The organism is Brevundimonas sp. 'scallop', from assembly GCF_011045535.1.
GTDB lineage: Bacteria > Pseudomonadota > Alphaproteobacteria > Caulobacterales > Caulobacteraceae > Brevundimonas > Brevundimonas vesicularis.
Genome location: NZ_CP039382.1, coordinates 683,468 through 698,160 on the forward strand (window position 1 = coordinate 683,468; position 14,693 = coordinate 698,160).

At 66.5% G+C, this 14,693-nt stretch carries 19 protein-coding genes and 1 riboswitch; of the genes, 13 read left to right on the forward strand and 6 right to left on the reverse strand.

Features of this window, described 5'->3' with window-relative positions:
- Positions 1-25 precede the first annotated feature (25 nt).
- Positions 26-234, forward strand: a riboswitch (cobalamin riboswitch).
- 146 nt (positions 235-380) lie between these two features.
- Positions 381-2,204: a TonB-dependent siderophore receptor gene (locus E4341_RS03315; protein WP_165115144.1), complete on the forward strand. Its 1,824-nt coding sequence runs from the start codon at positions 381-383 to the stop codon at positions 2,202-2,204.
- On the opposite strand, the gene E4341_RS03320 is transcribed toward E4341_RS03315, so the two are convergent.
- The 3 genes from E4341_RS03320 to E4341_RS03330 form a co-directional block, all read right to left on the reverse strand.
- On the reverse strand, positions 2,188-3,108 hold the full coding sequence (locus E4341_RS03320) for an aldo/keto reductase (RefSeq protein WP_197071015.1): 921 nt from the start codon (positions 3,106-3,108) through the stop codon (positions 2,188-2,190). The genes E4341_RS03315 and E4341_RS03320 overlap by 17 nt on opposite strands.
- Positions 3,109-3,203: 95 nt before the next feature.
- A complete protein-coding gene (maiA, locus tag E4341_RS03325) occupies positions 3,204-3,839 on the reverse strand; it encodes a maleylacetoacetate isomerase (RefSeq protein WP_165115148.1) in 636 nt (211 codons plus the stop codon).
- Positions 3,836-4,504 (reverse strand): fumarylacetoacetate hydrolase family protein, encoded by a 669-nt coding sequence (locus E4341_RS03330; RefSeq protein WP_165115150.1) that lies wholly within the window; start codon positions 4,502-4,504, stop codon positions 3,836-3,838. Before E4341_RS03330 ends, maiA begins: the two co-directional genes overlap by 4 nt.
- A gap of 137 nt (positions 4,505-4,641) precedes the next feature.
- Between E4341_RS03330 and E4341_RS03335 the strand changes: the two genes are divergently transcribed.
- The 7 genes from E4341_RS03335 to E4341_RS03365 all read left to right on the forward strand — a co-directional run bounded on the left by E4341_RS03335 (position 4,642) and on the right by E4341_RS03365 (position 8,862).
- Positions 4,642-4,986 carry a YqjD family protein gene (locus tag E4341_RS03335; protein ID WP_017506144.1) on the forward strand — a complete coding sequence of 115 codons (345 nt, stop codon included), beginning with the start codon at positions 4,642-4,644 and terminating at the stop codon, positions 4,984-4,986.
- The gene (locus tag E4341_RS03340) at positions 4,986-5,396 is read left to right on the forward strand and encodes a hypothetical protein (protein WP_091750734.1); all 411 of its coding nucleotides are present in this window, start codon (positions 4,986-4,988) and stop codon (positions 5,394-5,396) included. The genes E4341_RS03335 and E4341_RS03340 overlap by 1 nt, the downstream gene beginning before the upstream one ends.
- 97 nt (positions 5,397-5,493) lie before the next feature.
- Complete coding sequence (locus E4341_RS03345) at positions 5,494-5,673, forward strand: DUF1328 domain-containing protein (RefSeq protein ID WP_039243970.1); 180 nt, start codon at positions 5,494-5,496, stop codon at positions 5,671-5,673.
- A gap of 140 nt (positions 5,674-5,813) precedes the next feature.
- Positions 5,814-6,437 (forward strand): hypothetical protein, encoded by a 624-nt coding sequence (locus tag E4341_RS03350; protein ID WP_240893606.1) that lies wholly within the window; start codon positions 5,814-5,816, stop codon positions 6,435-6,437.
- Positions 6,438-6,439: 2 nt separating this feature from the next.
- Positions 6,440-6,742 (forward strand): transcriptional regulator, encoded by a 303-nt coding sequence (locus tag E4341_RS03355; protein ID WP_165115152.1) that lies wholly within the window; start codon positions 6,440-6,442, stop codon positions 6,740-6,742.
- Between the two features lie 21 nt (positions 6,743-6,763).
- Positions 6,764-7,558: a tyrosine-protein phosphatase gene (locus E4341_RS03360; protein ID WP_165115154.1), complete on the forward strand. Its 795-nt coding sequence runs from the start codon at positions 6,764-6,766 to the stop codon at positions 7,556-7,558.
- Positions 7,555-8,862: an anthranilate synthase component I family protein gene (locus E4341_RS03365; protein ID WP_165115156.1), complete on the forward strand. Its 1,308-nt coding sequence runs from the start codon at positions 7,555-7,557 to the stop codon at positions 8,860-8,862. Before E4341_RS03360 ends, E4341_RS03365 begins: the two co-directional genes overlap by 4 nt.
- Positions 8,863-8,864: 2 nt before the next feature.
- Here E4341_RS03365 and E4341_RS03370 read toward each other — a convergent pair whose 3' ends face one another.
- The 3 genes from E4341_RS03370 to E4341_RS03380 all read right to left on the reverse strand — a co-directional run bounded on the left by E4341_RS03370 (position 8,865) and on the right by E4341_RS03380 (position 10,390).
- Entirely contained in the window at positions 8,865-9,419 is a 555-nt protein-coding gene (locus E4341_RS03370) for a TadE/TadG family type IV pilus assembly protein (RefSeq protein WP_165115158.1), read from the reverse strand.
- Positions 9,416-9,886, reverse strand: a complete 471-nt coding sequence (locus E4341_RS03375) for a TadE/TadG family type IV pilus assembly protein (RefSeq protein ID WP_240893607.1) — start codon at positions 9,884-9,886, stop codon at positions 9,416-9,418. The genes E4341_RS03370 and E4341_RS03375 overlap by 4 nt, the downstream gene beginning before the upstream one ends.
- Before the next feature lie 78 nt (positions 9,887-9,964).
- On the reverse strand, positions 9,965-10,390 hold the full coding sequence (locus tag E4341_RS03380) for a pilus assembly protein N-terminal domain-containing protein (RefSeq protein ID WP_165115162.1): 426 nt from the start codon (positions 10,388-10,390) through the stop codon (positions 9,965-9,967).
- A 237-nt stretch (positions 10,391-10,627) separates the two neighbouring features.
- On the opposite strand from E4341_RS03380, the gene E4341_RS03385 reads away from it, so the two are divergent.
- The 5 genes from E4341_RS03385 (at position 10,628) to E4341_RS03405 (ending at position 14,692) form a co-directional block, all read left to right on the forward strand.
- Positions 10,628-10,804: a Flp family type IVb pilin gene (locus tag E4341_RS03385; RefSeq protein ID WP_165115164.1), complete on the forward strand. Its 177-nt coding sequence runs from the start codon at positions 10,628-10,630 to the stop codon at positions 10,802-10,804.
- A 100-nt stretch (positions 10,805-10,904) separates the two neighbouring features.
- Positions 10,905-11,423, forward strand: a complete 519-nt coding sequence (locus E4341_RS03390) for a prepilin peptidase (RefSeq protein WP_165115166.1) — start codon at positions 10,905-10,907, stop codon at positions 11,421-11,423.
- Positions 11,424-11,541: 118 nt separating this feature from the next.
- Complete coding sequence (cpaB, locus tag E4341_RS03395; RefSeq protein ID WP_165115168.1) at positions 11,542-12,459, forward strand: Flp pilus assembly protein CpaB; 918 nt, start codon at positions 11,542-11,544, stop codon at positions 12,457-12,459.
- An 11-nt stretch (positions 12,460-12,470) separates the two neighbouring features.
- Positions 12,471-14,006: a type II and III secretion system protein family protein gene (locus E4341_RS03400; RefSeq protein WP_205751346.1), complete on the forward strand. Its 1,536-nt coding sequence runs from the start codon at positions 12,471-12,473 to the stop codon at positions 14,004-14,006.
- 8 nt (positions 14,007-14,014) lie between these two features.
- Positions 14,015-14,692, forward strand: coding sequence for a CpaD family pilus assembly protein (locus E4341_RS03405; RefSeq protein WP_165115170.1), 678 nt, complete (start codon positions 14,015-14,017; stop codon positions 14,690-14,692).
- Position 14,693 lies beyond the last annotated feature (1 nt).

Consider the following 14,693-nt stretch of genomic DNA (forward strand, 5'->3'; position numbering starts at 1 on the left):
CCGGCGGCTCAAGGCCGTTGAACGGCCCTTGCACAGTCTTGTCGCCATTGCGATAGACCGCGCCAGGCGGTTAAGGGAACACGGTGTGACGCCGTGGCTGTGCCCGCAACTGTAGGCGGCGAGAGCGTCGTCCGTCCGGGGTTTCGATCCCGGCGCCACTGGGAAACTGGGAAGGCGAGGACGGCGGTTTACGACCCGCAAGCCAGGAGACCTGGCCGCCGACGTCGCTCGCTTCTGTCCGGGACCAGACAGCAGCGCGGTTTCTCCGTGGAAGCGACCCGACCTTGCGCCGTCCAGACCCCTAAGCGGTCTGGCGGGTCGGTTCGCTCATGACGGTCTCTCGCGCGCATTCGCGGGACCGAACACGGGGGTATCGCTCAATGAAGCGTTCCATTCTTCTCTCGACGGCCGCGATTGCGGTCACCTTCGCCGCGCCTGCCTTTGCCGAGGACGCGACCCAGCTGGACGAGGTGATCGTCACCGCCACCCGCATCCCGGCCATCGTCGGCGACACGCCCGGCGCCCGCGTCATCGACGCCAAGACCATCGAACAGCGCGGCGCGATCTTCGCCGCCGACATCCTGGCCGATGTGCCGGGTCTGTCGGTGACGCGTTCGGGCGCCTTTGGCGGTGTAGCCCAGGTGCGGATGCGCGGCGCGACGCCGGGTAAGACCCTGGTCCTAGTCGACGGCGCGCCGGTCAACGATGCGGCCGAGCCGAACGGAGCCTATGACTTCTCCAGCTTCGAACTGGCCGATATTGCGCGGATCGAAGTGCTCAGCGGGCCGCAGTCGTCGCTGTGGGGATCCGACGCCATCGGCGGGGTGATTTCCTTCACGACGCAAGAGATCGACGGCCTGCGCGCCGAGGCCGAGGCCGGCAGCTTCCACACCGTGCGGGGCCGCGTGTCGACGGGCGTCGCCAACGAGACCTACGCCTTCAGCGCCTATGCCTCGCGCTTCGACACCGACGGGATTTCGGCGGCGGACGAGGCGGACGGCAACACGGAAGCCGACGGCTTCCGCAGCACGACGCTCGGCGCCAAGGGGCGATATGTCCTGTCCGATGCGGTCAAGGTCGATGGATCGGTGCGCTGGAACAAGTCCAAGGCCGATATCGACGGCTTCCCGGCGCCGAACTTTATTCTGGCCGACACCGCCGACACCCAGGAAAGCGAGCAATGGTCGGGCTTTGGCCGCGTGACGGCCAAGGCGTTCGGCCTGACGCATCAGTTCAGCGTCTCGGCGTCGGACCTGGATCGCAGCTCGGTCAGCGGCGGCTTCGGCTCCACCTTCACCGGCGACCGTCAGGCTTATCGCTGGCAGGCGAACGGCCAGGCGCAGGACATCGACTATGCGTTCGGCGTCGAGCGGAACGAGGCCTCGGCGGCCCTGTCGTCGGGCCTGTCGCGCGACCTGTCGATCACCTCGGTGTTCGGCGTGGCCCAGTACGATGTCGGCGCGCTGAACCTGACCGGCGGATTGCGTTACGACGACACCGACGATTTCGGCTCCAAGACGACGGGGCGGGTGTCGGCGGCCTATGATCTGGCCGGGGGTTTCATCCTGTCGGGCGCCTACGGCACGGGCTTCAAGTCGCCGACGGTCAGCCAGGCGGTCTGCGACTTCTGCTTTGCGCCTCGGCCCTATCCCGAGCTGAAGCCGGAAACGGCCGACAGCGTCGAGATCGCCCTGGGCTGGGCCTCGGCCGACGGTCGGTTCGATGGGCGGGCGACCCTCTATCGCCTGAACGTCGAAGACCAGATCACCTATTCGGCCGGTCGCTACATCAACGTCGCCAGGACGCGTTCGGACGGGTTCGAGCTGGAAGGCCGCGCCCTGCTGGGCGGCGGCATCGACCTGACGCTGGCCTATGCCTGGACCGACGCGACGGACCGCACGACGGGCGCGCGCCTGCTGCGCGTGCCGGAACACGCCGGTTCGGCGACCCTGGGCTGGACGGGCGACCGTCTGTCCGGCGCGCTGACGGTGCGGGCGGAAGGCGATCAGGACGACAGCGGCGGCTTCTCGACCGTGGCGCGCGACGGCTTCGTCACCGCCAATCTGAACGCGGCCTATGAACTGACCGACAAGGTCACCCTGACGGCGCGGATCGAAAACCTGGGCGACGAACACTATCAGCAGGTGTTTGGATACGGCGAGCCGGGACGGTCCGGCTATGTCGGGATCAGGCTGCGCTACTGATCCGGGCGCGGGCGTCGGCGGTGAAGGCCGCCGGCGCCTCGAGCGCCAGGGCCGCCCAGTCCAGATTGGGACAGGGGGCGTGGGCGGCGGCCAGGATGGCGCGCAGTTCGGCGGCGGAGGCGACGCTGGCCACGACCTTGTCGACGCCAGGCAGGGCCAGGGCGTACCCCAGAGCCGCCTGCATCGGATCGCAGCGCTGCTCGGCCAGACGCCGGCGCGTGCGCGACAAGGCCTGGGCATGACTGGCCAGTTCGGCGGGCAGATCGTCGCCGCCGGCGAACAGCAGGCCGCCAGCGAAGACCGAAGACAGATGAACCGAGGCGCCCGTGTCGGCGATGGCTTCCAGAACGCCGTCCTGGGCCGCGCGCTGATCCAGCAGGCTGCACGGCACCTGGACCACATCGGCTTCCAGACGGCGCGCCAGAAGCGCGGGACCGTCCTCGATCGTGGCGCAGAAACCGATGCGGCGGAACAGGCCGCGATCCTTGAGGCTGCGGGCGCGATCCCACAGGGCGCGGCCCTCGGCGCCGGCCAGATCGGCGGCGTTGGAAATCAGCAGAACATCGCCGCGCGGCAGGCCCATCCGCTCCAGCGAACGACGAGCGCGGGCCTCGACCCGGTCCAGACCTTCGCTGAGCGGCACGGTGCGGACCGTAACCTGGAAAGGCGAGGGGAAGGGCCAGGCCTGACCCAGCAGGCGTTCGCCGTCGCCCTCGGGCCGGGTGGCGATCAGCTTGACCCCGGCGTCGGCTCCGGTTTGCAGCAGAAAACGCATGGCTTCTTCGCGGGCGCCGGAAGGCGCGCTCATGAAGGCGCCGGGCGCGCGCTCGGGCTCGGTCACCACGGCGAGGGCCAGGCGATGGATGGGCGACGACGCCGAAGGTGTGGCGGGGGAATACGACACGCCCGACACTATGATCGCCAATGCTTAAGGGACGCTGAGCGAGACCTTAAGCGAACCCTACTTATCCACCGCTGATATGCGCACTGAGGCGAAAATCAGGCGTCGGCGTCAGGCTGCAAGTCCGGGTGGGCCGAGGCGAAGGCGGGGTGAGCCAAGGCGGTCTGTTCGACCGCCAGCAGACGCGGCCAGGGCGATAGGTCCATGTTGAAGCGCCGCGCCGAATACATCTGCGGAATCAAATAACAATCGACCAGGGTCGGGGCGTCGCCGAAGCTCCAGCCGGCCCCGTGGCGTGCGATCAGAGCCTCCAGCGCGTCGAAGCCCGGCGCGATCCACCGGGCCGCCCAAGCGTCCACGGCGGCCTGATCGGCGTTGAACTCAGACCGGATGGCCTTCAACACGCGCAGATTGTTCAGCGGGTGAATGTCGCAGCCGATCAGCGCGGCCATGGCGCGCACGGTCGCCCGGTCGTTCGCCCCCTTCGGCAGCAGGGCCGGGTCGGGGCGGGTTTCCTCCAGCCATTCCAGAATGGCCGGGCTCTGGGTCAGGACCAAATCGCCGTCCTGAAGGGCGGGGACCATACCCTGCGGGTTCAGCGCCACATAGTCGGGCGTCTTCTGTTCGCCCTTGCGCAGGTCGTGAGCGGCGTTTTCGTAGCCGATCCCCTTGAGATTCAGAGCGATGCGAACGCGGTAGCTGGCGCCCGAGCGCCAGTAGCCGTGCAGGATCACGACTGCACCTCGAAGCTGAGCGTCTCCAGGCCATCGATGGTGACAACGACGCGGTCGCCCGGCTTGACCGGACCGACGCCGGACGGCGTGCCGGTGAAGATCAGGTCGCCGGGTTGCAGCGACCACAGGGCGGCGGCCGCCGCGACGATCCGGTCGGGGTTCAGGATCATGTCGTTCAGGACGCTGTCCTGTTTGGTTTCGCCATTGACGCTCAGGCGAATGGCGCCGTCGGGCGAAGGCAGGTCGCCCAAGGTGATGGGGCCGCAGGGCGCGGACTGATCGAACCCCTTGGCGGCGTCCCAGGGGCGGCCGGCCTTTTTGGCCTCGGCCTGAAGATCACGACGGGTCAGGTCGCAGCCGACGGCCCAGCCGACGATGGCGACGCCGCCATCCTTGCCCGGCCCGATCGCGGCGACCAGTTCGGCCTCGTAGTGCAGGTTCGCGGTCGCAGACGGATAGGATGGGTTTGCGCCGTCCGAGATGATGGCGTCGCCCGGCTTGGTGAAGAAGAAGGGCGTCTGCTTGTCGGGGTCCGACCCCATTTCGCGCGCATGGGCGGCGTAGTTTTGGCCCACGCACAGGATGCGGCGAACGGGGAAACGCTGGTCCGATCCGACGATCGGCAAGGAGGGGGCGGGGCGGGGCGCGAACAGCCATTGGGTCATGGCGACCGTTCTAGTGCGGCGAAAAGCCCGTGGCGAGAGGCGCACGCCCGACCCAACTAAAGGAACCTCGTTGCGCATGTGGCGTTGCAACACGGGGTTCTCTATTCTACCGCCAAGCTTTCAACGGAGCGCGCACCATGGCCACCACCAAGGCCCGAGAAGATATCAAGGCCGACCTGAAGACCCTCAAGGAGGATCTGAAGACCGGCGCCCGCGAAGAGACCCAACGCCTGCGCGACAAGGCCGCCGAGGCCGAAGCCAAGCTGCGCGCCAAGAGCGACGAAGTCCGCGAGCAGGCCCGCAGCTATTACGACGAGGCCCGCGTTAAGGGTCGCGAATATTACGACGACGCGGCCGAACGCTTCGATGAGGCGCAACGCTATGTCGTCGAGCGCGTGCAGGAGCGTCCGCTGCAATCGACCGCTGTGGCGCTCGGCGTCGGCGTCATCCTCGGCATGCTGCTGGCCGGCCGCCGTCGCTGATGTTCAAGGGCATCGTCAAAAAACTGGTGGCGACGGCTGTCGTCGCCGCCAGTGCGTTTCTGGCCGTCGTCTTCCTGGGCGTGGCCATCTTCTATGCGCTCAGCCTGACGCTGACGCCGCTCGGCGCGGCGGCCGTGACCTTTGGTCTGTTCGCCTTGGTCGCCCTGATCGTGGCGCTGGTCTTCCTGAAGGGCGACAAGCACGACGACGCCGAAGAGGAAGATGAGCCTGAGGGCCTTTTGGGCAAGGTGATTCACATCGTTCGCGAGCGTCCGATCGTCGGCGCCGTGGGCGGTCTGGGCGCGGCCTTCCTGCTGCTACGCAACCCGGCTCTGGCGGCGATCGTCGCCAGCATGGTCGCGGATCGCAAGATGGATCAAGGCGGCTATTCGCGTCGTCGCCGTCGATAGGCGATGGAACGGCCAGGCGACCCTGGCGTTGATGATGCAGACCGACGAACGGCTCCCGGGTCGCCGACGGCAACATCAACTCAGGAGAGCTAAACCCATGATGCGCTGGGCAATTATCTTCCTCGTCGTGGCCCTCGTCGCGGCCGTTCTCGGCTTCGGCGGCATTGCGAACTTCTCGTTCGAGATCGCCAAGTTCGTCGCCGTCGTCGCTATCATCCTGTTCGTCATCGCCCTGGTGGCCGGCGGACTGCGTGGACGCGGCGCGCCACGACTTTAGGCTAAATACATAAAGTCGAACGAGGGGCGAAGCCGAAGGCTTCGCCCCATTTTCATGCGCAGCGCGGGTGTATAAGAAAGAACTTTACAATACAAAGCAAATGAGTGATGTTGTCTCAACGGTTCCAGGAGGAGAGCATCATGACCCGCGAGACCCAAGCCATTCAGGACGACATCGCCTATATGCGCAGCCTGGCCCACGAGGGGCGGCATGCCCCCCTTCTGGCCGGTCCGATCCTGGTGACGGCCGGCATCGTGTTCGGAACGACCAGTCTGATCCAATGGGCCATCCAGTCGGGACTCGTTCGGCTGAACCCCTGGTCCCAACTGTGGGTTTGGATCGTCGCCGGCGTGGTGTTCGCCATCGCCCTGACCGTCCTGATCGGCCGCATTCAGAAGAAGCCCGGTGTCAACTCGGCCGGCAACAAGGCGGTCGGCGCGGCGTGGGAGGGTGTGGGTTACGGGATCTTCGTCACCTGGCTGGCGCTTGTCGCTCTATCCCTAAAGACCGGCCAGTGGTCCTGGATGGCGGTGATGCCGACAGTGGTCCTGGTCGCCTATGGTTCGGCCTGGATGATCGGCGCGGCCATGACCAAAACGCGCTGGATGTCTTACACGGCCTTGGCTTCCTACGTCGGCGCCGTCGCCGTCGCCTGGTTCATGGGCAGCGCCACGATCTATCCGGTCTTCGCCGTGATCCTGTTGGCCGTGGCCCTGGTCCCCGGCATCGTCCTGATGCGTCAGGAACCGTCGGAGGTGGTCTGAGCATGGCCGACGACTTCGACATCAGCCGGATCGACGACGTCATTCACGGACGCATCCGGCTGGGGATCATGGCCTATCTGTCCGGGGCCGGATTGGCCGACTTCACCACGCTGAAGACCCGGTTGCAGACGACGGACGGCAATCTTTCGGTCCATCTGCGAAAGCTGGAAGAGGCGGGGTTTGTCGCCGTCTCCAAGAGTTTCAACGGTCGCAAGCCGCTGACGGAGGCCAGTCTGACCGATCAGGGACGCGACGCCTTCGTCGCCTATCTGGATGCGATGGCGGGCCTGCTGCCAGAGCGGTGAACATAGGCTAGAAGCGCGGTCATGACCGACCGCCTTCACGCCTTCGAGGCCATCGACAACTTTCGGGACTATGGCGACTACGCCACGGCGGCCGGGCGGCGCGTGAAGCCCGGCCGACTGCTGCGTTCGGCCCATCACGCGCGGGCGAGCGAGGCGGACCTGGAGCGTCTGAAGGCGCTGGACATCGGGGCCGTGGTCGATCTGCGCCGACCCAGCGAGCGCCGCGACCAGCCATCGCGTCGGCCTGAAGGCTTCAGCGGGCAGATCATCGAAGGCGGCGTGGACGACGGCGCGGAGGCGCCGCACATCACCTTTCTGAAAACCGCCGACCTGACGCCGGACTCCGGGCGGCGCTTCATGACCCAGACCTATCGCACCCTGCCGTTCGACGCCTCGCATCAGGACGTGTTCGGCCGCTATTTCCAGGCCCTGGCGGATCAGGCCGAAACTTCTCGAAATCGGGCGGTGGTGATCCATTGCGCGGCGGGCAAGGACCGGACGGGTTTTCTCGCCGCCCTGACCCACCATCTGCTGGGCGTGTCGCGCGACGACATGGTCGAGGACTATCTACTGACCAACACCGCCGTCGATCTGGCGGGCCGGGCGCCCGGCATCGCCAAACAGCTGCACAAGATGACGGGTCGGGTGGCCTCGGACGACGCGATCGTGGCCTTCCTGGGGGTCGAGGCCGCCTATCTGGAAGCCGCCCTTGCCGAGGTCGAGGCGCGCCATGGATCGGTGGACGCCTATCTGAAGGAGGCGCTGGGCGTCGATGCGGCGCGGCGTGATCGGATCGTGGAGCGGCTGACCGCGTGAGCGAGGTTTTCAGCCACAGCGTCACGCGCGACGCGCCTTGGGTCGATCCGGTCGCGGTGGCGGCGGGTCTGGGCGGCGGCGACGGCGCGCTGGCCCTGCTGTCGGACGGCGGGCCGGGCGGTCGCTGGTCCCACGTCGCCCAGGCGCCGGACGTCGTGCAGGTCGGCCCGGTGGATGACGCCGCGCCGTTCGAGGCGCTGCGTGATGCGGTCTTTGCCGCCGGGGTGGTGGGTCTGGCCGCCTATGACGCAGGCGCCCGGCCGGCCACCGGACGGCGCCAGACGGTCTGGCCCGACCTGATGCTGGCGCGCTATCCCGCCATGCTGAGTTTCGATCATCTTGAGCGCTTGGTGAGCGCCACGGGAAGAGGTGCGACGGCGGAGCAGGCGACAGCGGCGGCCGAGCGGGCCCTGACCTGGCTGGCGACGGCCGCGCGGGTCGTGACCCCCTCTGCGCCGGCCGACCAGTTTGAGGCCGAGGCGCCGGCGAGCGCCTACCGCGACGCGGTCGCGGATGTGGTGGAGCGCATCGGGGCGGGGGAGCTGTTCCAGGCCAATATCGCCCGGGCTTGGTCTGGGGAGCTGAGCCCCGGCCGCGATCCGTTCGAGGTTTTTCTGCGGCTGCAAAAGGAGCGGGCGTCGCCGTTCGGGGCCTATTGGCGGATCGGGGATCGGGCGCTGGTGTCGAACTCCCCCGAACTGTTCCTCGCCTTCGATCCCGCCAGCCGCCGCATCGAGGCGCGTCCGATCAAGGGCACCCGACCGCGCGCGGACGAGCCTCGAGAGGATGCGGCCATGGCGGACAAACTCAGCGGCAGCGCCAAGGATCGCGCCGAGAACCTGATGATCGTGGACCTCATGCGGAACGACCTGGCCCGCGTGTCGCAGCCGGGGTCGGTCAAGGTCGAGGCGCTTTTCGAGGTCGAACACCATCCGACGGTGCATCATCTGGTGTCGACCGTGACGGGCGAAGCCATGTCTGCGGTCGGTCCAGCCGACCTGCTGGAAGCCACCTTTCCGCCCGGTTCGATCACCGGCGCGCCCAAACATCAGGCGATGAAGGTGATCGCCGCGCACGAGCCGCCGCGCGGCCCCTGGTGCGGGTCGTTGTTCCTGATCGGCGACGGCGGCGCCCTGACCGCATCGGTCTTGATCCGGACCGCCGGTTTCGAGCTGAAACACGACGTCTGGCGCTATCGCACCCTCGCCGGCGCCGGCATCGTCGCGGACAGCGATCCGGCCGCCGAAGAGGCGGAGACGGACGTCAAGATGTCAGCGATGCGACAGGCGCTGGTCGGTGTCTGAGCTCAACAGTTGCTGCAGGTGATGGTGTCGACGGTGCGTGGTCGCAGATAGGACATGCGGCTGAACTTGGTCACATACGGCGCGACTTGATCGAAAGGCGAGCTGTAGTCGTAGAAGGCTTCGGCGACGATGACGGACTCACCCTCTTCCAGCATGTCCGAAGGAATTTTCGCTTCGGCGACGGTCAGTTTGGACGCGACGCCCTTACCAACGCTCCAATCCACCTTGTAGGTCGTGGCGTTGACGCGCGTGACGCTGCTGACGCGCTGGGTCAGAGGCGTGGCGGCGAAGGGCGCCATGATCAGGTCGCCGATGGCGAAGACATCCGTCAGATCGGTCTTGGTCACGCTGTCGCTTTGAGACACCAGGTCGGCGACCATGGACGAGACGTGGCCCGTGCGCTTCAGCGCCATATAGCCCTGACAGAACTCCACCATGCCGAAGTAGAACAGGATCAGGATCGGCGCGAGGAAGGCGAACTCGACTGCGGCGACACCCCGGACGTCGTGCCGGAGCGCCCGAAGATGCGCGCAGAAGCGATCCAGCCCGCGCATCATTGCCACGGCTCGTTGCGGAAGGCGGTCGTCGCGGTCATCAATACCTTGCCCGGACCGACGCGCGAAACGGCCTGGCTCAGCAAGGGCGTGACCAGCGGATGGGTGTACCAGACGCGAACGAGGATCAACGACCCTGCCTGACCGCCGTCATAGGTGGTCTTGGCGGGGTCCATGGCGTTGTTGGTGATGGGGTCCGGCACGTTCGGAGATGAAAACTTCGGTATGACGCGCACGTCCACCGTCATTCGGTTCGCGCAGTCGGACTTGAAGACCACCATCTTGTCGCAGACCTGGGTCTTGAACTTCTCCTTGTCGAAGTTCTGTTCCTTGGCCTGACCCGTGCGGATCAGGCGGCCGCTTTCCATCGTCGCCGTCTCCAGGACCGAGTCCAGCACGAAGACGACGCCCAGCTCCAGGATGGAGAAGATCATCAGGAAGAAGGGGATGGCGACCATGGCGAATTCCACGGCGGCCGCGCCTTCACGCCTGCGCTTCGAGCGCGCCGTTCGTGACAGCGATGATCTCAGGGGGGGCATCGGCCGAAATCAGGGTGCGGTGGATGCTGCGGCGGCCGCCGACGAGGATGAGGATCGGACGCTGGGCGTGCAGGAGGCGCCGCATGCCATTTCTGTGGCCTGGGCTCCGCGCCAGACCCGAACCGAACCGGTCGAGCCGCCGGTCACCACGATTTCGCGTTTGAATAGGGTGCGCCCCACGCCATCGACGGCGACCACTTCGGTGACGCCATAGCCCTTGCCGACGATGAACATGGTGTTGGCGTCCACCAGAGAGACGTCGGCGATCTGGGGGTTGCCGACGATGATGGAGGCCGCGGCGCCGCGAAGCTGAACGCGCGCCGAGCGATCGATCTCGACGTTCAGCGCACCGTCCTGGGCGTTGGCGGCCAGGGGGGCGGCCAGGGGAACAGCGAAGAAGGCGGCGGCGATCAGGAAGGACGGGATGCGAGACATCGGCGGCTCTTGATAGTGGCGCGTGCAAACGCGGACGCGCGCATGATGCAGCCGTGATCCTCAACAAAGGCTGAAGCACCGATATGAGAATTTTCTTTGGTAAATCTTCGCGTAACCAAACCTCGTGACTCAGATTTAACGGGCCTCGTGCATTTTGATCCTGCGTTTGGGGGTCAAGCGGGCTACCGGCTCCCCCCGCCAAGTTGCTCGCTAGACCATTTGAAAAAGGAACTACCCATGACCAAGTTCATCTCGCGCTTCGCCAAAGACGAATCGGGCGCCACCGCCATCGAATACGGCCTGATCGCCGCCCTGGTCGCCGTTGCTCTGATCACCGTCCTGACCACGATGAACGGCAGCCTGAAGGCGACCTTCACAAAGGTTTCCACCGAACTTAATAAAGCGAACGCCTAATCGTCGAGCGATCGACGCAGGGACGGGGCCGGAGCTGAAAAGCTCCGGCCTTTTCCTGTTGGCAACCCAAACTTAAGCCCTGCCGAGGAAAATGGGCGTTATGGATATTCTGCTGCTCACCCTGCTCGGCGTATTTCCGGCCCTGGTCGTCGTCGGGGGTCTGCACGACCTGATCACCATGAAGATCCCGAACTGGATCTCGCTGGCCCTGATCGGAGCCTTCTTCCCCATCGCCTTTCTGATCGGCGCCGCGCCGATGGATGTCGCTATTCATGTCGGCATCGGATTCGCGGCCTTGCTGGTCGGCATGGGCATGTTCGCCGCCGGCTGGATCGGTGGAGGCGACGCCAAGCTGCTGGCCGCCAGCTGTCTGTGGATGGGGATGAGCGGCGTCGCGCCCTTTTTGATCTACACCGGCATCGCGGGCGGGGCCTTCTGCCTGCTGCTGATGACCGCGCGTCAGTATTTTCCGATGGTCGCCCCTTCGGTGTCGCAAGGCTGGGTCATCAATCTGATGCAGCCCAAGGGCGACATTCCCTACGGCGTCGCCATTGCCATCGGCGCCTTGCTGGCCCTGCCCGAGAGCGGGCTGCTGCTGACCTTCGCCTCGGGTCGCTGACACCCCGGTGACCGGCGTTCGCGGCGCTTAGGAAGCGTTAACCCGCAAGGCCCATGATCGTTAACGGTAGGCGTCGGGGGATGAATCCGAAACACAGCGCCTGCTGGAGACATCCTGGATGAAGCCCGCCCGCATCGTCGTCATCTGCATCGCCGCCGTCTCGGCCATCGGTCTAGCCCTGGTCGTCCGAGCCATGGGGTCGTCGTCGAACGAGCCCACGACACCCGCCGCCGCCGCTCCCGTCGAAGTCCGCCCAATGGCCAAGGTGCTGGTCGCCGCCAAGGATCTGGAACCCGGCAAGCGTCTGGTGGAGGCTGACCTGGAATGGAAAGATTGGCCCGTCGACGAGGTCAATCCGGTCTTCATCACTGACGGCTCCACGCCGGTGCCCGCCAAGCCCTCTGCGGAAAGCGCGACGGCCAAGGCGACGGACGCCGTGAACCGCGTCGCCAAGGCGGCGACGGAGCTGGCCACGACCGGCGCCAAGTCCGACTACATCGGCTCGGTGGTCCGCGAACCCATTTTGGCCGGAGAGCCCATCGTGTCGCGCAAAATCGTGCGCGCCGGCGACAGCGGCTATCTGGCCGCCTATCTGGAGCCCGGCATGCGGGCCATGGCCATCGCTGTGACGGTCGAATCCGCCGCCGGCGGCTTTATCCTGCCGGGCGATCGCGTCGATGTGGTGCTGACCGCCGAAACAAACCGCGACGGCGCCGTCGAGGGCGCGACCAAGTCCAAGTTCGCCTCGGGCGTCGTGCTGCAGAACATCAAGGTCCTGGCCATTGACCAGGCCACCCGCGTCGGCGATGACGCCCAGGCGGTGGTCGGCGCCACCGCGACCCTGGAAGTCCGACCGCAGGACTCGGTTCTGCTGGCCCAGGCCAAGTCCGAGGGCGAACTGTCGCTGTCGCTGCGATCCTATGCCGACACCGCCGGACCATCCGGCGCCACGCGCCGCCCATCTGCGGCCGTTTCCCAACCCCAGGCCGTGCGCATCTATCGCGGCGGCGCGCCGGAAGTGGTGGCCGTGCCATGAGGACCCAACCGATGCGCCGACCCACGATGCGCAATGCCGCCGCCGCCGCAGCCTGCGCCCTTTTAGCCACTCTGGCCGCCGCGCCTGCTGGCGTCGCCCAGACCCGCGCCGCCGTCTCGACGGGTGCGGCGCAGCGTCTGATCAACCTGCCGCGCGGCACCTCGTTCGCGGTGGATCTGCCGGCCGACGCCCGCGACGTGATCGTTTCCAATCCGCAGGTGGCCGAGGCCATGCTGCACTCGCCGCGCCGCATCACCGTCATCGGTATCGCGCCGGGTGAGACTGACGCCGTGTTTCTGGATGCGGCGGGTCGCACCATCCTGAGCCTGCGCGTTCGTGTGGATGCCGGCACCAGCGCGCTTCAGGACACCTTGGATCGCATGATTCCAGGGGGCGGCGTTCGGGCCGAGGCCGTCAACGACAGCATCATCCTGAGCGGGGTCGCCGAAAACCCTGCGCAATCGACGCAGGCCAGCCGCATCGCCGCCGCCTTCGTTTCGGCGCCCGAGAAGGTTCTGAACCTGATCACCGTACCGGGCTCGGATCAGGTGACGCTGAAGGTTCGTGTGGTCGAGGTTCAACGCAACGTCATCAAGCAACTGGGCTTCAATACCTCGGCGGTGCTGGGTCAGTTAGGCGACGCACAGTGGCTCCTGGGCAATGCCGCGACCTGGGGCGTCAACGGCGCCCTGCTAGGCGGCATCAGCGCTGGAACGTCGATCGACACGACGAAAAACTATCAGATGCAGCGTCCATGCGTTGGAGCGGGCTGGCAGCCCGGAGCCCTGTGTCCGTTCACGGTCAGAGGCCCGGAGGATTCTGTCAACTGGGATACCGCCCAACCCGGCACGGGCCCTGGCTCGGATGGGCTGAACAAGGGCGAGGCTACCCTCAAGGCGTTTGAGCGTGTAGGCCTGCTGCGTACCCTGGCCGAGCCAAACCTTACTTCCGTCAACGGCGAAGCCGCCAGCTTCCTGGCCGGGGGCGAGTTCCCCGTGCCGGCCAGCCGCGATTCGCAAGGTCAGATCACCGTCCAGTACAAACCCTATGGGGTCGGCCTTTCTTTCCGCCCGGTGGTTCTGTCCGGAGGGCGCATCAGCCTGCAGGTCAAGGTCGAGGTGTCCGAACTGTCGTCGCAAGGCGGCCTGACGATCGGCGCCGGGACGCCTTCGTCGATCACCCTGCCGGGCCTGACGGTCCGCCGCAGCGAGAACACGATCGAGATCCCCTCGGGCGGGTCGATGATGATCGCCGGACTGCTTCAGGAAAACAGCCGCCAGACGGTGGACTCTTTGCCGGGCGTCACGAACCTGCCGGTGCTGGGATCGCTGTTCCGGTCGCGCGACTATCTGATGGGCGAAACCGAACTGGTCGTCATCGTCGAGCCCTATATCGTCAGCCCGACGTCGCCGTCGCGAATGCAGACGCCGGCGGACGGCCTGCGGATCGCCGAGGACAGCCAGACCATCCTCTTTGGCCAGTTGAACCAGGTCTATGGGCTGCCGAATGCGCCCCCGGCCGGTTCGGTCGGCTATGTGATCGAGTGAGCACATCCATGACTCGCACCCTGTTTGCCGCATTTCTGACGACCACGGCCCTTGCGCTGGGCGCCTGCGTCGGCGGCCCCGCCAGCCTGGGCGGCGAGCCGCCGCTGACGCCGACCTCGCGTTATCAGCTCCAGGTCGAGCCCAATCTCGACCGGATCGCTCTGGCGGTTCACGACAGCGGCCTGTCGCCGGCGCAAAACGGTGCCTTACAGGAGCTGGTCGGGCGCTATCGCTACGTCGACGCCGTGCCAATGGTCATCGAAGCTCCTGCCGGCAACCATCCGGTGGCGCTAAAGACAGCTTACGACATCAAATCGGCCCTGACCGCCTATGGCGTATCGCCGGACCGGATCACGCTTGTCAGCTACGCCGCACCGGACCCCAGGGCACCGGTGGTCGTGGGCTATCAAACCATTCGCGCGGCAGTGCCCCGATGCGGCGCCGCCTGGGGCAATCTGAGCCGGACGGGCGACAACCAGTCGGCGTCGAATTTCGGATGCGCCGTGACGGCCAATCTGGCGGCCCAGATCGAAGATCCTCGCGACATCCAGCGGCCACGCGCCATGACGCAGGCGGACGCCGGGCGCCGCACTGTGGTGTTCGATGCCTATCGCGGTGGCAAGCCGACGTCGGCGGATCGTGAAGACCTGATCCGGGATACCGCCGTGTCCCGTGCGGTGAACTGAT